At 56.6% G+C, this 20,726-nt stretch carries 14 protein-coding genes and 3 tRNA genes; 9 read left to right on the forward strand and 8 right to left on the reverse strand.

From position 1 onward, the window contains the following. Positions 1-22: 22 nt before the first annotated feature. Both EUU25_RS04415 and EUU25_RS04420 read left to right on the forward strand, forming a co-directional pair. Positions 23-586, forward strand: a complete 564-nt coding sequence (locus tag EUU25_RS04415) for a 5-formyltetrahydrofolate cyclo-ligase (protein WP_158898656.1) — start codon at positions 23-25, stop codon at positions 584-586. Further along, entirely contained in the window at positions 583-819 is a 237-nt protein-coding gene (locus EUU25_RS04420; RefSeq protein ID WP_158898658.1) for a DUF2842 domain-containing protein, read from the forward strand. The genes EUU25_RS04415 and EUU25_RS04420 overlap by 4 nt, the downstream gene beginning before the upstream one ends. A gap of 13 nt (positions 820-832) precedes the next feature. On the opposite strand, the gene EUU25_RS04425 is transcribed toward EUU25_RS04420, so the two are convergent. Continuing rightward, positions 833-909, reverse strand: a tRNA-Asp gene (locus tag EUU25_RS04425). Between the two features lie 372 nt (positions 910-1,281). Here EUU25_RS04425 and EUU25_RS04430 point away from each other — a divergent pair. From EUU25_RS04430 to EUU25_RS04445, 4 genes are all read left to right on the forward strand, one after another. Next, positions 1,282-2,301, forward strand: coding sequence for a hypothetical protein (locus EUU25_RS04430; protein ID WP_246162901.1), 1,020 nt, complete (start codon positions 1,282-1,284; stop codon positions 2,299-2,301). Then, positions 2,298-2,774, forward strand: a complete 477-nt coding sequence (locus EUU25_RS04435; RefSeq protein ID WP_158898661.1) for a DUF11 domain-containing protein — start codon at positions 2,298-2,300, stop codon at positions 2,772-2,774. The genes EUU25_RS04430 and EUU25_RS04435 overlap by 4 nt, the downstream gene beginning before the upstream one ends. 66 nt (positions 2,775-2,840) lie before the next feature. Beyond that, positions 2,841-3,938 (forward strand): hypothetical protein, encoded by a 1,098-nt coding sequence (locus EUU25_RS04440; protein WP_158898663.1) that lies wholly within the window; start codon positions 2,841-2,843, stop codon positions 3,936-3,938. Between the two features lie 18 nt (positions 3,939-3,956). Further along, positions 3,957-9,074, forward strand: a complete 5,118-nt coding sequence (locus tag EUU25_RS04445; RefSeq protein ID WP_246162903.1) for a hypothetical protein — start codon at positions 3,957-3,959, stop codon at positions 9,072-9,074. Here EUU25_RS04445 and EUU25_RS04450 read toward each other — a convergent pair. The 4 genes from EUU25_RS04450 to thyA form a co-directional block, all read right to left on the reverse strand. Beyond that, the gene (locus tag EUU25_RS04450; protein WP_158898665.1) at positions 9,071-10,333 is read right to left on the reverse strand and encodes a dihydrolipoamide acetyltransferase family protein; all 1,263 of its coding nucleotides are present in this window, start codon (positions 10,331-10,333) and stop codon (positions 9,071-9,073) included. The genes EUU25_RS04445 and EUU25_RS04450 overlap by 4 nt on opposite strands. Before the next feature lie 4 nt (positions 10,334-10,337). After that, entirely contained in the window at positions 10,338-11,366 is a 1,029-nt protein-coding gene (locus tag EUU25_RS04455) for an alpha-ketoacid dehydrogenase subunit beta (RefSeq protein ID WP_246162904.1), read from the reverse strand. Beyond that, positions 11,366-12,652: a 3-methyl-2-oxobutanoate dehydrogenase (2-methylpropanoyl-transferring) subunit alpha gene (locus EUU25_RS04460; RefSeq protein WP_158898669.1), complete on the reverse strand. Its 1,287-nt coding sequence runs from the start codon at positions 12,650-12,652 to the stop codon at positions 11,366-11,368. Before EUU25_RS04460 ends, EUU25_RS04455 begins: the two co-directional genes overlap by 1 nt. A gap of 111 nt (positions 12,653-12,763) precedes the next feature. After that, positions 12,764-13,699 carry a thymidylate synthase gene (gene thyA, locus EUU25_RS04465; protein WP_425505202.1) on the reverse strand — a complete coding sequence of 312 codons (936 nt, stop codon included), beginning with the start codon at positions 13,697-13,699 and terminating at the stop codon, positions 12,764-12,766. A 130-nt stretch (positions 13,700-13,829) separates the two neighbouring features. Here thyA and EUU25_RS04470 point away from each other — a divergent pair. The 3 genes from EUU25_RS04470 (at position 13,830) to EUU25_RS04480 (ending at position 18,641) form a co-directional block, all read left to right on the forward strand. Beyond that, positions 13,830-13,906: transfer RNA gene (locus EUU25_RS04470), tRNA-Pro, on the forward strand. A gap of 86 nt (positions 13,907-13,992) precedes the next feature. Further along, positions 13,993-16,140, forward strand: coding sequence for an EAL domain-containing response regulator (locus EUU25_RS04475; protein WP_158898671.1), 2,148 nt, complete (start codon positions 13,993-13,995; stop codon positions 16,138-16,140). Further along, on the forward strand, positions 16,137-18,641 hold the full coding sequence (locus EUU25_RS04480) for an ATP-binding protein (RefSeq protein WP_158898673.1): 2,505 nt from the start codon (positions 16,137-16,139) through the stop codon (positions 18,639-18,641). The genes EUU25_RS04475 and EUU25_RS04480 overlap by 4 nt, the downstream gene beginning before the upstream one ends. On the opposite strand, the gene EUU25_RS04485 is transcribed toward EUU25_RS04480, so the two are convergent. The 3 genes from EUU25_RS04485 to EUU25_RS04495 form a co-directional block, all read right to left on the reverse strand. Further along, positions 18,634-19,572, reverse strand: coding sequence for a crotonase/enoyl-CoA hydratase family protein (locus EUU25_RS04485; protein ID WP_158898675.1), 939 nt, complete (start codon positions 19,570-19,572; stop codon positions 18,634-18,636). The two genes, EUU25_RS04480 and EUU25_RS04485, sit on opposite strands and share 8 nt — an antisense overlap. A 161-nt stretch (positions 19,573-19,733) precedes the next feature. After that, a complete protein-coding gene (locus EUU25_RS04490) occupies positions 19,734-20,456 on the reverse strand; it encodes a polysaccharide biosynthesis/export family protein (protein ID WP_158898677.1) in 723 nt (240 codons plus the stop codon). 87 nt (positions 20,457-20,543) lie between these two features. Next, positions 20,544-20,633 (reverse strand) — tRNA-Ser (locus EUU25_RS04495). Positions 20,634-20,726: the final 93 nt, after the last annotated feature.

Consider the following 20,726-nt stretch of genomic DNA (forward strand, 5'->3'; position numbering starts at 1 on the left):
AAGGGACATTGATGCTGTGGACATGATCGACGTCAAAAAAGCACAGCGCGCAAATTTCAGGAAAATCAGAGACGAATATGTCGGGCATTTGTCCGACAATGACCGTTCCTTGTCCTTTTCCCGTATCCCCGGCCTGTTGAGCGGGCATCTGACACCGGGTGTGGTTCTGGCGGGCTATGTGGCGATAGGCTCGGAAGCCGATCCGTCGCGCTTGCTGGTAGAGGCGCATGAGCAGGGATGTATCATCGCCCTCCCCCATGTAGTTTCCAAAGCCTCACCCATGCGTTTCTTGCGCTGGAACCCGGGCGATGCCCTGATTGAAGGGCCGTTCGGGCTTATGCAGCCCGATGCGCAGGCAGAACCGGTGCGCCCGGATGTCCTGCTCGTGCCTTTGGTGGCATTTGACGACCAGTTGATGCGGCTGGGACAAGGCGCCGGCCATTATGACCGCGCGCTCAGCGTGCTTGAAAACAGCTTTGCCGTCGGCCTCGCCTGGTCCATACAATATTCTCCGGCCCTGCCCCACGACCCATGGGACATGCCGCTCAACGCCGTTCTGACCGAAAAATCCTGGATAAGCTTATGACCAAGCCCATTACCCCGCCTTCATGGCGCAAACCTGCTGGAATGTTGGCTATTTTGGCGATCATCCTCATCTGGGCGATCCTTGTCGTCAGCGCGTCGGATTATATCGGGCAACTGCACATATTGGCGCAGGCGCTGATTTATCTTGTCGCCGGAATTGTATGGATTGCCCCGCTAAGGCCGTTGTTGATCTGGATCGAGACGGGGTCATTTAGCGCACCGCCCGAAGTCTAAAAAACTTGGGAAGTGGCGCGAGTGACGGGGCTCGAACCCGCGACCTCCGGCGTGACAGGCCGGCGCTCTAACCAACTGAGCTACACCCGCTAACTTGCGGTGGAGGCGCACTAGAAGCGAGGACAGATTCTGTCAACGCCCTTTGTCGCTATTCTCAAAATTGCTGCACATGGGCACCAAATAGCGCACGCCTCATGTGATCGCTTGTCAAAATTTTGACACCCTAACCCATCCAAAACCATGTCTATTTCCCGTGCCCGGAACCGGCAGCAATGGCCAGTTTGCAAGCATATTTGACGTCACGACGTCCTGTGCTATATCTTTGGTTATAGATTTTTACGATTTTACAAATTGTTACCGTTTGCAGCATGTTATTATATATGTTTTTCAATACTTTAGGGTGGTTAACCGAGGCGCGCGCAATTAACGGTTTCTTGACGTTATTGCGGCATAAGATGGGTGATGATGACCAGAAAACCTCTTTCGCGTCGCCTTGATACGGGCCGTCACAGCATTGCACCTGCGCTGCTGACGTCATGCATCATCGCCGCCACTTTGTCGGCCAACCCTGCTTATGCGGCGGGTACGTTGGCTGGAACCGATATCCAGAATATTGCGTCTGCAACGTTCGATACAGCAGGTGGGCCTGTCACGATCCAGTCCAACACGGTCGTGATCAAGGTCGACGAACTGCTTGACGTCACCGTTGCATCGACCGACCCCGGCGATGTCACGACGTCTCCTGGTGCAACCGGAAATGTGCAGACGTTCCGGATCACCAATACCGGCAATGGCGATGAAGCATTTGGTCTGACCGCCAATGTTGCAAATGGCGGCGATGATTTCGACCCCACCTTGCAGCAGATCGTTATCGATACGAATAATAACGGCGTTTACGATGCTGGCGTAGACACGGTCTATACCTCGGGCGTCAACGATCCCGTCATTGCTCCTGACCAAAGCGTCACGGTATTTGTGATCACAGCGACGCCAGCCGGCGTTGTCGACACCAACCGCGCCAATGTCAGCCTGAATGCCGTTGCGCGCACCGGAACCGGCACGCCGGGCACCAGCTTTGCCGGTGCAGGTCAAGGTGGCGGCGATGCTGTTGTCGGTTCGACGACCGCACAAGGGACCGCCAGCGGCTTCCTCGCCGTTCGCGCTACTTCGGTCGCGCTGCTGAAATCCGCGACCATCCTGGATCCCTTTGGTGGCAACCGTCCAGTTCCGGGCGCTGTCATAACCTACAGCCTAGTCGCGACGGTTTCTGGAACCGGAACAATGAACAATCTGGTCATCACTGACCCGATCCCTGCCGGATCACAATATCAGGCTGCTTCCATCACGCTGGAAGCGGCGGCTTTGACCGACGCCGCCGACGCGGACGCGGGCCGCTTTACCGGCACGAGCATCTCTGTCGCGGCGGGCAATGTCCCGGCGGGCCAAACACGCACTGTCACCTTCAAGGTTCTGATACCATGATGAAAGCATTCAAAACCACCTTCACCGCATTGCTCGCGCTCACCGGCGCGAGTTCTGCATTTGCGGCAACGCCTTTGCAACTGACCAGCGATGTCTATGTCGAACGCCAGATCGAGCGTGCGGACGGGACCAAGAAAGTCACGCTGGAAAAGCCGACCATGGTGACGCCGGGCGACAATCTGGTGTTTGTCGTCAAATATAAAAATGTCGGCACCGAGACCGCGAGCAATTTTGTGGTCACCAACCCCCTGCCCGCTGCCGTCAAATTTGATGGCACGTCCGATGGACTGGAAATTGTTTCAGTCGATGGCGGCAGAAACTGGGGAATCCTCGGCACTCTGCGCGTGGCGAAGGCGGACGGTACGACCCGTCCCGCGCTGCGCAGCGATGTCACCCACTTGAAGTGGAATCTGAATCAACCGCTGACCGTTGGGGCGGAAGGCAAATTGATATTTCGGGGAGTCGTAAAATGACACCCGAAACCGTTTCGATCGCGGCGGAGTGGGCGCGATCCATAATTTGCAACAGGAGTAAACGCTATGACCAGTAAGCTAAAACTGCTCGTTGCCTCGTCGACCGTATCCTTGGCTATGCTGTGTTCCGCACCTGCATTTGCCGCGGGTACCACGCAAGGCACGAGCATTACGAACAATGTGAACGTCAATTTCCAGGTGGGTGGCGTTGCACAAACACAAGCGTCGGCCTCCGACGTTTTTGTCGTTGACCGTAAGGTCATCTTCTCTCTCGCGGAAAAGGCGCCAACTGGAACGACAAATGTCAGCCCGGGCCAAACAGGTCAGATTACGACCTTTGTTTTGACTAACACGTCAAACGACACGCTCGATTTCACGATCACACCATCACAACTGGTGGGCGGAACGGCCGCACATGGCGGTACGGATGCGTTCAACGTCACCAATTTGCTGGTTTGCCTTGATGCGAACGCAGACAACACCTGCGATTCAGCAGCTACAGCGACTTTGACAATCAATGATCTAATTGCTGATGCAAATACCACCATTCTGGTGGTTGGTGACATTCCTTTGTCCGCCACTAATGGTCAGGTTGCAGGCATTTCGTTGAGCGCAGCCGCGCTCAACAGCAATGGCACGGCAATTACCGCCGCGACCGACGCGACAGTCAACGGTGCGGGCACCGTGGAAACCATCTTCGCTGACACCGCGAAATCCGGAAACGGCGGCACTTCAGCTGCACGTGACGGTATCGATGTTGCGACCGACGACTATACTGTCCAGGCGGCCGTATTGAGCGTCTTCAAAACGAGCCGGATCATCAGCGATGGCGTCAGCAGCAGCAACTTCAAGTCTGTTCCTGGCGCTGTGGTTGAATATTGCATCTCGGTGGCAAACGCCGCTGGCGGTGCGACGGCGACGAACATCAGCATTTCTGACCTTGTGCCGACGAACACAACCTATCAGGCCGGTACGATCCGCGTAAATGGCACGGTGACAAGCCCTGGTGCAAGCCAAACCTGCGCTGCAGGAACGGTTGTCACCGATGCTTCGGACGCAGATGCGGGCAGCTTCGGCACTCCAGCCAACACAGTGGCAGGCACGTTGAATAACATCGCTGGCGGCAGCTCCAGCGCGCTTATTTTCCGCGCCACCATCAACTAAGAGATAGAGGAGGGCGGCGTGCGACTTTTGTCGGCGTCGCCCTTTTCCCCAATGCGACCATTAACCACCTTCATTATGCAAGCCGCCGGTGTGCTGGCGACAGGATTTGCTCTTCCTGTCGCCAGCCTACCTGCGTCCGCGCAAACGACGCCGCAAATTATCACCAATACAGCCACCGTCGAGTGGGATGCAGGTGCTCAGAGGCTGTCACGGACGTCAAATACGGTGCAATTTGCGGTCGAACCCGCACCTGTTCCGGCAACTTCGCTCACTTTGTTGCGATTTTCCAATACACCCGACGCATCAAGCACAAATTTGCCGACGACGATCTGTACTGGCAATAATGGTGCAACTCCCATCCGGTTTGAGGGCGTCTATTCCGGTTTGAGCACTTCACCAGCAAGTCTGGTGCCCGCAACGGCGATTCGCGCCGGCGAACCTCTGGTCATCCAGATGGACGCAGCGACCAAAAATCTGAATGCGACCGCCATCGACAGCTTCGAAGTGGTCGTCGTGACGCCTGCGGGCGATCGGGAGCGTATTACGCTCACCGAATCGGCCACAAATAGTGGCCGTTTCCTCGGTTTCATCAACACACGCGCAATCCCGCCGGTTCCGGTGCAGGGTGATTGCGTACTTTCGGTGAATCCGGGCGATACCGTCAACGTCGAATTCGACGATACGACGACCGGCAATCGCTTGGGCGATGCCGAGGTGGAAATTCTGGTCGATCCTTTCGGATTGACATTCGACAGTGGCGATGGCGCGCCTGTCGATGGCTCGACAGTGACAATTGTCGATGCAGCCACAGGTGCACCTGCACCTGTTTTCGGGGACGATGGCGTCTCCACCTTCCCCAGCACGATCGTGACGGGGAGCACCGTAACCGATGGCAGCGGCAGAATTTATCCTTTTACTTCAGGATTTTACCGCTTCCCATTCTTGCGACAAGGAACCTACCGGCTCATTGTCACGCCTCCGGGACCCTATACATTCCCGTCGCAGGCCACGCCGCCCGAGCTGGCGGCGCTGACACGACCCGACGGGGGGCAATTCATCATCGCACCGGGCTCCTATGGGGGGACAATTACCTTGTCCGACCCTGCCCCCGTGCGCATTGACATCCCGCTGGATCGTCCCGGCGGCATATTGTCACTCCGAAAATCGACCTCCACGGTCACTGCGACGCCGGGCGACGTGGTGCAATATCGTGTCGAGGTCCGCAATACGGACCGAATCCGGAATACAGGGCCGGTCACGATTACCGACCAATTGCCGAACGCCATGCGTTTGCGACAAAATAGCGTTCGATATCAGGGTATTACAGTTACGCCGACAATTGCGCCGGACGGCAGCAGTTTCTCGGTCGCCCTCCCGCCCTTGACGGGTGGCGGATCGGGCCTGCTCACCTATCTTGCCGAAGTGCGGCAGGATGCACGGCCCGGAAATGCGATCAACCTCGCCATTGCGCGCGACAATCGCGGTGCCGCCAGTGACCAAGTCGATGCGGCTGTTCGGATCATCCGCGACGGTATCAGCGAACGCTTCACTCTGGTCGGCCGCGTGACCGAGGGCGGATGCACTATAGACCCGCGCAAAGCCAAGGGAATTGCCGGCGTGCGGGTAATGTTGCAGGACGGCACCTACACGGTCACCGACATTGACGGCCGGTACCATTTCGAAGGGCTGATCCCCGGCATCCATGTCGTTCAGGTCGACCCCACAAGCTTCCCGCCCAATCAGGCTCCGGTCGATTGCGCGCAGAACACACGCAGCGCAGGTAGCGCCATCTCCCGCTTTGTCGAAGGACGCGGCGGCAGCCTGAAACGCGCCGATTTCCGCGCTGTGGAAACCGCAGAACGCGCCGATAGCCGTATCAACGCCACACCGCTGCCTCCGGTCCTCAGCGACCCTGAAGCGGCAGGTGCAGACCGCGATTGGCTGACAGGCCAGGAACCCGGCACCGGCTTCCTCTACCCCGCCACGGACCAAAATCCGCGCGTCAAATCGATCCGCGTCGCCATCAAATACCGTGCCGGTCAGACCATCGAGCTGTTCACCAACGGCAAGAAAGTCGACGCGCTGAACTATGACGGCACCAAGAAAAGCGCCGATGGTCAGGTGCAGGTCGCCATCTGGCGCGGCGTTGGTATTGAGGACGGCACCACGAAGCTGACCGCGAAAATCAAGGACGCATCGGGCGCCGTAGTCGAGACGCTGGAGCGCGATGTCTACTTCGCCCACGCACCGATGCGCGCGCAATTCCTGAAAGACCAGTCGGTGTTACTCGCCGACGGTGTGACACGGCCACGCATCGCCGTGCGCCTGACGGACCGTTTGGGCAAACCGATCCAACATGGCGCTGTAGGCGATTTCAGCGTCACTGAGCCTTATCGCCCCGCTGTCGAGGTAGATGCCGAGCAAGCACGCCAACTGTCCGGTCTGGAGCGCGCAGCACCCGTCTGGCGTGTGCATGGCGACAACGGTATCGCCTATATCGAACTGGAACCCACAACAGCCTCGGGATCGCTGGCCATCAGCTTCAACTTTGTCGATGGCGAAGTGCGTCGCGAACAACGCGTCGAAACCTGGCTTGATCCGGGCAATCGCCCTTGGACTGTTGTCGGCTTTGCCGCGGGCACCATCGGCTTCAACAAGCTGGAAGAAGGTCTGGAAGAACAGGTTGGCGATGATGATCCCATCAGTGTCGACGGCCGGATCGCGCTTTATGCAAAGGGTCGCGTCACGGGCAAATGGTTGATGACCATGGCCTATGACACCGACAAGAAAGAGGATCAGACCCGCTTTGCCGGCGTCATTGATCCGCGTCGTTATTACACCATCTACGCCGACCGCACGGACCAGCGTTACGACGCCGCATCGGTGCGTCGTCTCTACCTGAAACTGGAGCGTCCACAATTCTACGCCCTGTTCGGCGATTACCAGACCGGTATCGATGAGCCTGAGCTTGCACGATACCAGCGCGCCTTCAACGGCGTGAAGGCGGAATATCGCAACGATGCCATCCAGGCGACCGCCTTTGGTTCGGACACACCCACACGCTACCGCCGTGACGAGATCCAGGGCAACGGCCTGTCGGGGCCCTACGCCCTAGGTGCACGCGACATTATCGCGAACAGCGAACGCATTACCTTGGAAACACGCGACCGCCTGCGTTCCGACCGTATTGTCGACCGCAAGTCGCTGTTCCGCCATATTGACTATGATATCGATTATCTCGCCGGAACGCTGCGTTTTCGCGAACCGATTCTTTCGCGCGGCAGCGGGCTCGATCCGCAGTTCATCATCGCGGAATATGAGGTCGATGGCATCGGCAAGCGCGTCGCCAACGCCGGTGGACGCGTCCGCTGGAAGAGTGCCGACGAAAAGCTGCAGATTGCCGCCACAGGCATTCACGACGAAAGCGACGCCGCCAAAACAGACCTGCTGGGCGCGGACCTGATCTATCGCCCGGCTAACGGCACCGAAATCCGCGCCGAATTTGCGGGGTCGTCCGGTGAAGCCAAAACAGCAGCAGCGTCTTCGGGCGGTGCAACGGCATGGCTGGTGGAAGCCGAGCATCATGACGAGAAGTTCGACATCATCGCCTATGTCCGCGAACAGCAGGCAGGCTTTGGCGTGGGCCAGATCAACCGTTCGGAAATCGGCACGCGCAAGTTCGGTGTCGATGGTCGCTTGCGTCTGACTGAAAAGCTCTCGGCATCGCTCCTTGCATATCAGGAAGAATTTTTCGGTGACGACGCCCGCCGCCGCGCCGCGATCAGCGAGCTCGAATATCGCGACGGCGACACGACACTGCGCGCCGGATTGACGCACGCCAATGACAAGCTGGCCGATGGTACGACCAATGTGTCGACCCTCGTCAAGCTCGGCGCATCGCAGCGTTTGCTGGATGGCAAGCTTGAGCTTTCAGGACAAACCGAATTCGCGCTGAGCGATCAGGATGAAAGCGTCGACTTCCCTGCCCGCCACAGCGTGTCTGCACGCTATGCCGTGCGTTCCGATGTTGCGCTTGTCGCCGGTTATGAAATCGCCAAGGGCGAAAATATCGACGCCCGCACCGCGCGGCTTGGATTTGACGTTGCACCCTGGGCAGGCGGCCGCATCCTTGCCAGCGCGAACCAGCAGCAGATAACCGAATTCGGCCCCCGTACCTTCGCGGCCTACGGCTTGGCGCAATCCTTCCGTATCAGCGAAAAATGGTCGGCTGATGTCACGCTCGACGGCAACAAGACACTGGGCGGGTTCAGCCGCGCTGATGTCGTCAATCCGTTGCAGCCTGTTGCTTCAGGTGGCTTCCTGGGCAGCGACAGCAGCCTGACCGAAGACTTTACCGCGATTACCGCTGGCGCGACATACCGTGGCGATCGCTGGAGCTGGACAGGCCGCGCCGAATATCGCGACGGCGAAACAACGAACCGTTATGGCTTTACCACTGCCGTGCTGCGCCAGATTGGCGAAGGTCGTGCGGTGGGTGGTGCCTTGAGCTGGTTCCGTGCCAACGAAAAGGGTGGCGCATCCACCACCACAGCGCAGGCCGAAATCAGCTGGGCGCACCGCCCTGCCGACAGCCAGTGGTCAGTCCTCAACAAGACCGAGTTCCGTTATGACGCCGTGCGCGATGCCGTGGCCGGTGAAGCCGGACCCATTGGCGGCGCACTGCTCAACATCGATGGCGATGCCAAATCGCGCCGGGTCATCAATAGCCTGTCGGTCAACTACACGCCGATCGACGAACAAGATGGCAGCTTCATAGAGCGTGGCGAATATGCCTTCTTCTGGGGCACGCGCTATAACACTGACCGTTTCGGCCAGGACGATGTCAAAGGCTGGAGCAATGTTTTCGGCGCAGATCTGAAATTCGACCTGAGCGATGTCGCTGATATCGGTGCCGCCGGTACGGTCCGGATCGGTACGAATGGCAAGAATATCGCCTATTCAGGCGGCCCGGTACTGACCGTGACGCCGTTCCAGAACGCGAACATCTCGCTGGGCTACAATGTCGTCGGCTTTGAAGACCGCGATTTTGAAGAAAGCCGCTACACACGCAGCGGGCCGTTTGTCACCTTCAAGCTGAAGTTCGACCAGAACAGCCTTGCCGGCTTCAAATTTTAATCGGTGAATAGCAGGACCGGCGTCTCAATCACTTTCTTGAGCGCCTGCACATAGCTCGCCGCATCCCAGCCATCCACGACACGGTGATCGCAACTGATCGACAGGTTCATCAGCTTGCGGGCCTCGATAGTGTCACCCACGAACATGGGCCGCTCAACGATCTTGTTTGGCCCGATAATGGCCACTTCCGGACGGTTGATGACGGGCGTCGTCGCGATACCCCCAAGTGGGCCGAGCGACGTGATCGTCAATGTGGAGCCGGATAGCTCCTCGCTTTTTGCAGTACCGTTCCGCGCTGCGTCCGCCAAACGACTGATTTCACTCGCTAATTGCCAGATATTCTTGTCCTGCGCGTCGCGGATAACCGGAACCATCAGACCGGCCTGCGTTTGCGTTGCCATGCCCAAATGCACCGATCCATGCCGCGTAACAACACCGGCTTCGTCATCAAAGCGGGCGTTAAGCATCGGAAATTGCGGGATTGTCTTGCAAATGGCGACAATCAGCATCGGCAAAAGAGTCAGCTTCGGCTTCGTGCCGCGGTTGTCATTCAAGTCGGCACGCACGGCCTCGATGGCGGTAACGTCAATCTCGTCGACATAGGTAAAGTGCGGGATGTGGCGCTTGGACGCGGCCATATTATCGGCGATCCGGCGGCGCATGCCGATCACCTTGATGACCTCATCGTCCCGTTTCGCCGAACTGTGCGGAGGACGATAGCCCTGCCCCGACCCATAGCTCAAATAGGCATCGAGATCGGCATGACGGACATGTCCGCCTGCCGTCTTGACGTCAGTCAAATCAACCCCGAGATCTTTCGCACGTGCACGGACAGCAGGGGAAGCCGTTACAACGTCGCGATGCGTAGAAACCACAGCTTCTGCGGGCTTTTCCGCCACAGGCTGTACAGGTGCAGCCACCGGTTCAGGCGCCTGTGGCACCTCGTCCGCGACCGTCGCGACCGCTGCCGGTTCTTCAGCTTTTACCTCGGGAACATGACTGACGTCATTGACGTCAGTCGCGGTTTCGATCTCGACCAGCATCGATCCGATGGCGATGACATCGCCCGCCTCGCCCGCAACCCGCGTCACAATTCCTGCAACCGGACTTTCCATTTCGACGGTTGCCTTGTCGGTCATCATGTCGGCTAGCGGTTGGTCTTCCGAAATCTGGTCACCGACCTTGACGTGCCACGCCACGATCTCTGCCTCGGCAATGCCTTCGCCAATGTCGGGCAGGTTGAATGTGAATTTGGCCATCAGTTCAATCCTTCATGATCTTGTCGAACGCGCGGGCGAGTCGCACCGGTCCGGGGAAATAGGCCCATTCAAGGCTGTGGGGGTAAGGCGTGTCGAATCCGGTCACGCGCTCGACTGGCGCTTCGAGATGATAGAAGCAACGTTCCTGCACCTGCGCCGAAAGCTCGGCGCCAAAACCACTCGTCCGTGTCGCCTCATGCACCACCATGCAACGTCCGGTTTTTTTGACGGACGCCTCAATGGTGTCAATGTCCAGCGGCAGCAAAGTCCTGAGGTCAATAATCTCGGCATCAATGCCATGTTCGGCGACCACGGCTTTGACCACATGGACCATCGTCCCGTAGGTCAGCACGGTAACTGCCTGCCCTTCGCGCACAACGGCTGCCTTGCCAAGATCGATACGGTAATAGCCTTCGGGAACCGCGCTGCCCTCATGCTTGGACCAGGGCTCGACCGGACGATCATAATAGCCGGTGAACGGCCCGTTATAAATGCGCTTGGGTTCGAAGAATACAACCGGGTCATTGTCCTCGATTGCCGCGATCAGCAACCCCTTGGCGTCATAGGGTGTCGCAGGGATGACCGTCTTGATCCCGCACACATGGGTAAACAGGCTTTCAGGGCTCTGGCTGTGTGTCTGGCCGCCAAATATACCTCCGCCGAACGGGGAGCGCACGGTCATCGGGCAAATGAAGTCATTCGCCGAGCGGTAGCGCATACGCGCCGCTTCGCTGACCAACTGGTCGAGGCCGGGGTAGATATAATCCGCGAACTGGATTTCCGGCACCGGGCGCAAACCATAGGCCGCCATTCCGACGCCCACGCCGATAATGCCACATTCGCTGATGGGTGTATCGAACACGCGCGTTTTGCCGTGCTTTTTCTGCAGGCCCGCCGTCGCGCGGAACACGCCGCCGAAATAGCCGACGTCCTCCCCCATGATGACGACATCGGGGTCTTGGCCTAACATCACGTCCAGCGCGCTGTTAATCGCCTCGATCATATTCATGGTTTTCGTCGCGTCTTCAGACATTAGCGCGCCTCCCATTCCGGGCCGAATTTGTCGCGCTGCTCCTCCAGCATCTGGGCACATTGCTCTTTCAAATGCGCCGGCATTTCTTCGAAGACATCTTCAAACATGGTTTCGAAGGGATGGTGGAGACCATGGCCCAAAATGCCATTTTGCTCGGCTTCCTTTTGCTTCGCCTTAACTTCGTCCGACAATTCCACGATCAGCGCAGAATGCTGCTCTTCGCTCCATTCGCCCGATGAAATCAGGTGCGTCTTCAACCGTTCCACCGGATCACCCAGTGGCCAAAGTGCATATTCTTCAGCGGCGCGATAGGCGCTGGGATCATCCGAAGTTGAATGCCCCTCACCACGATAGGTGAAATATTCAATCAGCGTCGGGCCATTGTTGGTCCGCGCACGGTTCGCCGCCCATTGCATCGCGGCATAGACCGCCAACGCATCATTCCCATCGACCCGCAATCCCGCAATTCCATAGCCAATGGCGCGTGCGGCGAAAGTGGTGCGCTCGCTACCGGCAAAGCCCGAAAAGGAGGAAATCGCCCATTGGTTGTTCACAACCTGGAAGATGACCGGCGCATTATAGACGGCGGCGAAGGTCAACGCGCTGTGGAAGTCGCCTTCAGCCGTCGACCCGTCACCACACCAGACCGCAGCGATCCGTGTGTCCGCACGTGAAGCCGACGCCATCGCCCAGCCCACAGCCTGCGGATATTGGGTCGTCAGATTACCCGAGATACTGAAAAAGCCGTAATCTTTGGCCGAATACATGATCGGCAACTGCCGTCCCTTCAGCCTGTCCCCGCGGTTGGAATAGATCTGGTTCATCATGTCGACCAGCGGATAATCCCGTGTAATTAGAATACCTTGCTGGCGATAGCTCGGAAAACACATATCATCGCGATGCAACGCCATAGTGGTGGCAACCGAAGTCGCCTCCTCACCAAATGACTTCATATAGAAACTTGTCTTGCCCTGCCGTTGCGCGCGAAACATGCGATCATCGAATGCGCGCAGCATCAGCATTTTGCGGAGCATCAACCGCAACGTGTCGGCGCTCAGGCCCGGATTCCAACTGCCTGTTGCCCTGTTGTCGTCGCCCAATACGCGTACCAGACCGTACGCCAATGGATGGATATCCGCAGGGGCAACATGCTCATCGGGGCGGGTAACCGCGTCCACCTCGGGAACAACAATATCGCTGAAATCAGCCTTGTCGCCGGGACGAAATTTCGGTTCAGGAACATGGAGATGCAAAGGCGCAAGATTGTCCCGGTTATGCTGCCCCATGCTTGTTCCTCCGCAAATGTCTTCCTGACCGACTCAGGTAATTTATTGTCTGCGATTGTTATAATATTTCAAGCACTGGTTTAGGTCAATAGTATTGACCTATCGGAGCATTCAAACCGCCACAGGCGCGGATATATGAGCCTGCGGCGCGTAATCTAGCACTTCGAAATCATCAATCCGGAAATCAAAAATACTGTCGGGTGTCCGTAGCAGCTTGAGCTTTGGTGCTCCGGACGGCGTCCTCGACAATTGTTCTTCCACAAGATCGCTGTGGTTGAGGTAAAGGTGCACATCCCCCCCCTGCCAAATCAGTTCGCCCGGCTGATATCCGCAAATAGCCGCCAGCATCCGTGTCAAAAGTGCTGCGGAAAAGGCATTGAAAGCAAAGCCTAATCCAAGATCGCAGGATCTCTGGAACAGGATGCAGCTCAACACCCCGTCGGCGACATGGAATTGATAGGTTTTGTGGCAGGGTGGCAGCGCCATTTTATCGAGTTCGGCAACGTTCCAGCCTTCGATTATGTGACGCCGTGACCCCGGGTTATTTTTCAGGCTCTCGACCAGCATCGAAACCTGATCGATCCCCTTATCCATCTTTTGGAAAAGGCCCTCACCCACTGGCTTGTACACCGGCCAATTCACCCATTGCGCGCCATATACAGGTCCTAAATCGCCCCACCGTTCCGCAAATTCAGCGCTTTCCACGATTTTCGCTTCGAAATCCTCTTGCGTGATATCGCTACTCGTTTCGCGTCGGTACCGGTCCAGCGGCCAGTCGGTCCAGATCCGCACATTTTGCTGGAGCAAGGGCCGGATATTCGTGTTGCCGGTCAGGAACCACAGCATCTCGCGGGCCGCTGTTTTCCAGTACACACGCTTGGTTGTCAGCAAGGGCACCGCATCGTCCGCCAGCGAAAAACGCATCATGGCGCCAAAAAGCGCGCGGGTTCCGACCCCTGTGCGATCCCGCTGGATCGTACCTTCCGTCCATATCTTCCGCATCAGCGCAAGATATTGCTCCTCATAATGTGGCGTTGTTCCCATCATGCGAAGCTAGAGCGCGGTAACGATTCTGGCAACCGCCGCATGGCGTTCAATATTCGGCTTGAAACGCCAAAATCGCAGGACTATAGGCACCGCCTGCGGTCGGTGGTCTTAGGCCCCAAATGGTCGCGGTCGGGAAATAGCTCAGCCTGGTAGAGCACTGCCTTCGGGAGGCAGGGGCCGGAGGTTCGAATCCTCTTTTCCCGACCAGTTTTCTTTAGCGAAAACGTGATTTTAACCAAATTACAAACGCGCCCTTAACCAATCCTTGAGGTTCTCCGACTATCGCGAGCAGTATGCAGGCGCGCATAGTCATTGTTGATGATCGTTCGACCAATTTGCGCGTCTATGCGCAATATGTCGCTATGATGGGTCCGGAATATTCCGCGACCTGCTTTCACAGCGCCGTGGAAGCCCTGAAATGGCTTGAAACCGAACATGCCGATTTGCTGATCGTGGACTACCGCATGCCGGAAATGGACGGCGCCGCGTTCATTTCCAAATTCCGGGCCCGGACAGTCGGTGCGCATATTCCCGCCATCATCATTACAGCACGGCAGGACCGTGAATGCCGCATCAGCGCCCTTGATGCCGGTGCCACCGACTTCCTGCAAAGTCCGGTCTCGCATATCGAATTTCGCGACCGGGCCATTTTGCTGCTTGGCCAGTACCAAAAACAGCAAGAGCTGAAGCAATCGCTCGCCACCAATAACCGCCCCAGCTCGGAAGAAGACGAAGAAGGCAGCGAGCCGAGCGGAAAGTCGATGCTCGAACAGATTATCGATACGACGCCGATCCTGATCAATGCCACGGACCGCAACGGCAAGTTCCTGTTCCTGAACTCCTATCAGGCCGCCTTGTTCGGCCGCGATCCGGAAGAACTGGTTGGCCAATCGATATCCGAAATATTGCCGCCCGATCTGGTTGAACGCGAAAAGCGCCGCAACAATGTGATATTGGAAACCGGCATTTCGATACCGAACTATGAAGAGAAATTCTTCAGCGAGGATATCGAACTCACCTTCCACTGCAACAAGTCGCCCCTGCTCAACAAAGACAATCAGACCATCGGCATTTTGACGACGGGTCTCGATATCACCGCGCGCAAATTTGCGGAGGAACACCGCACCCATCTGGCGCTGCACGACATGCTGACAGGTCTTCCGAACCGCACACTTCTGTCGGACAAGATGCGTGTCGCCATCGACAACTGCAACACGACCGGCAAAGGCGCGGCGTTGCTGCTACTCGATCTCGACCGCTTCAAGGTTATCAACGACACACGCGGGCATCAGGCCGGGGACATGCTGCTGCGTCAGGTGGCCGAACGCCTGAGCAATGCTCTCGATAGCAACGGCTTTGCCGCGCGCATCGGCGGAGACGAATTCGCCATCGTCCTCCAGAATCTGGATAGCCAGGAAGATGTTGTGGCAAGTTGCTCCAAATTGCTGGCGCAAATTGGCGAGCCCTATTCCGTGGGCGGCGTGGAACAATTGATTGGCGCAAGCATTGGTATCGCCCTGATTCCCGAGGACGGCAGCTCGTCGGATGAGCTGCTGCGTCTGGCAGATCTTGCGATGTATGAAGCCAAATCTTCCGGTCGCAACCGCTTCTGCTTCTTCTCGCCACGGATGAACCAGATCGCCCAGCTGAACGCTGGCGTCGAAAGCGACCTGCGCGATGCCCTGCACAGCGACCAACTGTTTCTGGAATATCAACCGATTGTCGACATTGCGAGCGGTGAATATGCCGGGCTTGAAGCCCTGCTTCGCTGGCAGCATCCGGTTCGCGGGCGGCTTGTGCCGCACGACTTTATTCGGGTCGCGAACGACTCAGGTTTGATCGGCAATATCGGCCAGTGGGTCGTGAACCGGGCATGCGCGCAAATTGCGGAATTTGAAGCGCAGGGCATTACCCTGCCTCCCGTCGCAGTGAACGTTTCACCGAAGCAATTCCAGTTCAGCAATATGAGCGCTGATATCCTCGAAAAGGTCGCCAAATATAATATTACGCGCGGCAAGCTCTCGATCGAAATCACTGAAGAACTTCTGCTCGATCATAATCAGGAAGTGCACGACCAGCTGGAAACGCTCCGGTTGGGCGGGATCGGTATTTCGATTGATGATTTCGGGACCGGCTATTCGTCGCTCCAATATCTTCGTGACCTGCCTGCCACGCGGTTAAAAATCGATCAGACCTTCATTGCCCGTATCGAAAATTCATCTGCGGATCGTGCAATCATTTCGACCATCGCGCATCTGGCCCACGCGCTCAACATGCGAGTGGTCGCCGAAGGCGTCGAGAACGAGGCGCAATATGCGCTTCTGCGCGCATCGGGCTGCGATGAAGTGCAAGGCTTCTTGCTGGGTCGGCCGCTGTCGGTCAACGAACTGCGCGAGCTTTTCCGCACCGATAACGCCCAATCCGACACAGGTGCGCAATGATTGCCTATCTGAAAAAGCTTCGGGCGGAACTCAGCCCGGAGCAGGAAATCTTGCGCAACCGTCTGGTGATGGGCGGAGCGTCCGGGATCGGCTGCTATTTCTTTGCCTTTGACATTGTCATATTCACGGCGTTTTTCACCTATTTGTCTTTCAACGCCGCCCTATATGCGATGCAGAAGAGGGAAATTTGGCGACCCGGCGAACGTTGGTTAGCGGCCATTATCCTTGATGTCATGATGGCCTTCGCCGTCATGCTCCGCGAGCCGGAGCATATGTCGATCTTCTACCCCATCATATTGTGGATGATCCTGGGCAATGGTTTTCGATACGGCGTCAAATGGCTGTTTATAGCGGCGGGATTATCAACGCTAACTTTCGGTGTGGTCGTCCTGTCGACCGATTATTGGCAACAGAACATCTTTCTGGGCTGTGCCCTCGCCCTCGCCCTGCTGATCATTCCGGCCTATTGTTCGACGTTAATCCGCAAAATATCTTTGGCAAAGGAACAGGCCGAACTCGCCAGTAAGGCAAAAAGCTACTTTCTGGCGAGCGTCAGCCACGAACTTCGCACGCCGCTCAATGCCATTATCGGATATGGCAACCATCTGCGCCAGTCCGACATGCCCCGCAACCAAAAGGAAATGGTCGAGGCCAGCGTATTGGCAGGCGAGCATTTGCTGCATCTGATCGAACAATTGATCGAAGTTGCCAAAACCGGCGCAGGCTCGGCGCAGATCAAGACCTCTGCCTTCAGGCCGACCGAACTTCTTACTGAAATCAGGGACATCATGGCGGTCCGGATCGAAGACAAAGGTCTTTCGATCCATCTGCAGGCCGAACCATTATCAGACCGTCTGGTCGAAGGCCCCACCGACGTATTGCGCAACATCCTGCTCAATCTGGTAGGAAATGCCCTCAAATTCACCGAAGCTGGCAGCATTTCCGTGCACAGCGGCTTTTCGAGCGAAGGCGGGAAAGACGTCATCTGGTTCACCGTTTCGGATACCGGTATCGGCATAGCCGAAGCTGCAATTGAGCGCATATTCCAGCCCTTCCAACAAGCCGACGATACCGTATTGAACCGTTTCGGCGGCACAGGATTGGGCCTTGCGATCTGCAAACAGCTGGTTGAACAGGTGAACGGAAAGATTTCCGCAAAAAGCACCGTTGGCCAAGGCAGTAGTTTCCGGATTGAAGTTCCCGTGAACATGGTCGCGACCGAAGAAACCGACATACTGACCAGCACGACTGATATCGTCCACATTGTTTCCCTTGGCGATATCGCACCTGAATTGTTGAACGAGGCGCGTTCGGCGGATAATTTCATCCTCCAGCATGTGAATTGCCAATCGCCAGACCAACTTGCGTCGATCCTCGCCAACCAAGGGCTGCAACGATATAAGGTTGCTCTGATTTCGCATGATCTGGCGCGGCAAATCGATCCCGACAGCGCCATTTGGGAACAGTTTGCTGCGGCTGAAATTGCTCCGGTTCTGATATCCAGCGGTCGCGACGTCGATTTGGAAGAGGTTGCATTGCGCGCTGCATTCGCCTCTATCCTGCCCGCATCCGCCAATTTTGCTGAGCTACGTAGCGCCATCCGGATCGGCTGTTCGTTCGCATCGCATTTCCGCACCGGTGAAAGTGAAGCCACGCCGGTCGTGGTGGAATATAGTCCACGCAAGATACTCGTGGCCGATGACAATCGGACAAACCGGAATGTTCTGGGCGCCATATTGGGCTCGGCGGGGCATGAGGTCACCATGGTCACTGACGGTGACGAAGCGCTTGACGCGCTTGAAGCAGGGTCATTCGACATATTGCTGCTGGATATCAATATGCCGCGGCTCAACGGTATTGATGCCTGCATGATGTGGCGGCAGATCGAGGGTGGCCGTCAGCATCTGCCGATTGTCGGCGTTACAGCAGATGCGACTGCCGAAACGGAAATGCGCTGCAAATCGGCGGGCATGGATCTGCGGATTACCAAGCCGGTTGACGCAAAGCTGCTCCTTTCGACCATCGAACATTTATGCGCGGGGGATTCCGACAGCATGCCTATCATCGGCAGCGCCAGCGATCCGTTACAGGTCGTAGTGCCTCTGAACCCGCAGCAGACCGCCGTTGCGGACGCGATTGATTCGAGCCAGCTCGGCTATTTGATGTCCATCGGCGACGACGATTTTGTACGTGGGATGATCGAAGGATTTTTCGAAGACGCGGCGCAAACTCTCGAGCCCCTTCGCGTGTCAGTACACGAAGGAAAAGTGCGCGATTTCCGCTTTTGTGCCCACGCCATTAAGAGTTCGAGCAACAATATGGGTGCCAAAACATTAGGCGAAATTTGTGGTCGGCTTGAGCGGGTGACCGAAGCAGAATTTGACGAAAACCGCTTTATATATCTAGCGAAGATAGAAGCTGAACTCGACAATGTGCTCGAAGCTTTAAAGCCGATGCTGGAAGGCTATGCGGCGAAAGCCCCACTCGTAGCGGTCAAGTAACGACTTTCAGGCTCCTCTGAATGCGCCGTTCCTGCGCATCGGCAAGCCGCTCCATTTTGCGCACATCGGCCTCGGACAAGGTCATAGCAGTTTCAGCCCAAATGTTTGTAATCCTGAGCAATTCTTCAAGCTCGACCGGATTTGCGACGCGGCGGGCGAGATAAACAGCCCGCTCGGCGGCGAACCGCGCCTGTCCCCGCTGGCAATAATCGATAATTGCTGCCTCGCCTTGTCCATCCTCTACGAGGATATCGACAATGCCCAGTTCATGCAGTTCTTCCGCAGTGTGGATTTTGCCTTCAAGGATGAAGTTTTCGGCAACCTTGCGTCCGACCCTGCGGAGCAGGAAACTGTACGCCCCCATTCCCGGGAACAGGTTGAAGATAATCTCGGGAAGACCCATGCGGGCACTGCGTTCCGCGACGAGAATATCGAAGGCCAGAGCATGTTCGAACCCGCCACCAAGAGCATCGCCTTGGACCAGCGCCATGGTAATAATCGGCGCTCCGAAGCTGTTTGCATTGGCATATTGCATACGCACGCAGGTCTCCGCGTAGGTGCGCATCGCCGCCAGATCGCGGTTGCGGATACATTCCGCGAAATGCCGCAAATCGCCGCCGAGATTATAAATTCCGGGCGTTTTTGAACCGCACACAAAATAGCGCAAATCATCGGGGCCGCCATTGGCGGGCATGGTGTAGTTATTCGCAATCCAGTCCTGAACCTGCTGGATTTCTGCGCCGAGACTATAGGTATAGCTCGGACGGCCGGTCTGGTCCATAAAGCACCAGAAGATGCGATCTTCCTTATCATGGCGCAACGATATTTCGCGGAAATTCCGATCGGTTATAGGAACGCCAAGCATGCGTTCCTGCAGCGCCAATACTGGTTTTTCAACAGCGCCATCAAGGACGCGGGAGTGGAATGCCATAAAGCCCCCGATAAATCAGTGTCTGGCCACCCCAACCAGAGACCAACCATAGCATATTATTTTGAAGAGCAAGATCAAATATATCCAAATCCAACCCAGCAGGTTTCAACTCGTCGCAAATTGCCCTGACCCAAAAAAATCGAGGGCAAAGTATGAAGAGTCTAATTGTTGGTCAGCAGATATACCAGCGGCGTCAGCAATGTTGGCGCAAGCTGCAAGCCATCCTTGAACAAGCGACGGGCCTGCGAATCCCCGACTACGACAACGTCATTTGCGAACACTTCCGGGTCATTATAATAGCCCCGGCGGATAGCCTTGAGATTGTAGAGCGCAGCCATTTTCTGCCCGTTTACCGTACGGAAGATAACGACATCGTCCAGCTTGGCAAATTCTGCAGTGCCCTTTGCAACGGCAACTGCGCGCATCAATGTCATCCGGCCAATCACAGGGTATAAGCCCGGTTCGCGAACCTGACCGTCAATGGTAACAACCTGGCTGACCGTCTCTTTCAAATTGACCGTAACCTGCGGATCGCGGACATATTGACCACGCAAACGACTTTCGATTTCTTCCTCCAGCTCGCCTGGTGTCTTTCCCGCGGCGGTAATGATACCGGCCAAGGGGAACGAGATGCGGCCACCCGCATCGGTTTGAACTTCCTGTTTGCTCAATTCTTCGATGCCGAAGACGTCGATAACCAATTTATCAAACGGGCCGATCAGATAGGGGCGATTCTGTTCAAACAAATCGAGCCGTGTGGGTTCAGGGAGAACGTCACTTTCAACGACTTTTACGTCTGAAACACTGCCTGCACTGCCAAGTTGCGAACTGCCACAAGAAGCAAGTGCGGTAGACAGAATGAGAAGCAAGAATCGGTTACGCATATGAAAATCCCAAAAAACTATTGCACGCGTGCTAGCGAAGGCGGCACCGTAATGCCACCCCTTTTGCCATAAGCTGAACCACCAAATTGGCGGAGAGATAGGGATTCGAACCCTAGGTACCCTCACGAGCACGCCGCATTTCGAGTGCGGTGCTTTCGACCACTCAGCCATCTCTCCGCAGATCTTTAGGACTGGTCATTGCCGGAAAACTGGCGCGTCCCAAAGACAGAGCGGGGCCATTAGCCGATGTTTTTCGCTTTGCCAAGCGAC

The sequence above is a fragment of the Sphingorhabdus lacus genome (assembly GCF_009768975.1).
Lineage (GTDB): Bacteria > Pseudomonadota > Alphaproteobacteria > Sphingomonadales > Sphingomonadaceae > Sphingorhabdus_B > Sphingorhabdus_B lacus.

What these genes read in the sequence shown, in the direction of transcription:
- EUU25_RS04415 (WP_158898656.1), top strand. Translation starts at nt 23, where the DNA reads ATGATCGACGTCAAAAAAGCACAGCGCGCAAATTTCAGGAAAATCAGA.
- EUU25_RS04420 (WP_158898658.1), top strand. Translation starts at nt 583, where the DNA reads ATGACCAAGCCCATTACCCCGCCTTCATGGCGCAAACCTGCTGGAATG.
- EUU25_RS04430 (WP_246162901.1), top strand. Translation starts at nt 1,282, where the DNA reads ATGATGACCAGAAAACCTCTTTCGCGTCGCCTTGATACGGGCCGTCAC.
- EUU25_RS04435 (WP_158898661.1), top strand. Translation starts at nt 2,298, where the DNA reads ATGATGAAAGCATTCAAAACCACCTTCACCGCATTGCTCGCGCTCACC.
- EUU25_RS04440 (WP_158898663.1), top strand. Translation starts at nt 2,841, where the DNA reads ATGACCAGTAAGCTAAAACTGCTCGTTGCCTCGTCGACCGTATCCTTG.
- EUU25_RS04450 (WP_158898665.1), bottom strand. Translation starts at nt 10,333, where the DNA reads ATGGCCAAATTCACATTCAACCTGCCCGACATTGGCGAAGGCATTGCC.
- EUU25_RS04455 (WP_246162904.1), bottom strand. Translation starts at nt 11,366, where the DNA reads ATGTCTGAAGACGCGACGAAAACCATGAATATGATCGAGGCGATTAAC.
- EUU25_RS04460 (WP_158898669.1), bottom strand. Translation starts at nt 12,652, where the DNA reads ATGGGGCAGCATAACCGGGACAATCTTGCGCCTTTGCATCTCCATGTT.
- thyA (WP_425505202.1), bottom strand. Translation starts at nt 13,699, where the DNA reads ATGATGGGAACAACGCCACATTATGAGGAGCAATATCTTGCGCTGATG.
- EUU25_RS04475 (WP_158898671.1), top strand. Translation starts at nt 13,993, where the DNA reads ATGCAGGCGCGCATAGTCATTGTTGATGATCGTTCGACCAATTTGCGC.
- EUU25_RS04480 (WP_158898673.1), top strand. Translation starts at nt 16,137, where the DNA reads ATGATTGCCTATCTGAAAAAGCTTCGGGCGGAACTCAGCCCGGAGCAG.
- EUU25_RS04485 (WP_158898675.1), bottom strand. Translation starts at nt 19,572, where the DNA reads ATGGCATTCCACTCCCGCGTCCTTGATGGCGCTGTTGAAAAACCAGTA.
- EUU25_RS04490 (WP_158898677.1), bottom strand. Translation starts at nt 20,456, where the DNA reads ATGCGTAACCGATTCTTGCTTCTCATTCTGTCTACCGCACTTGCTTCT.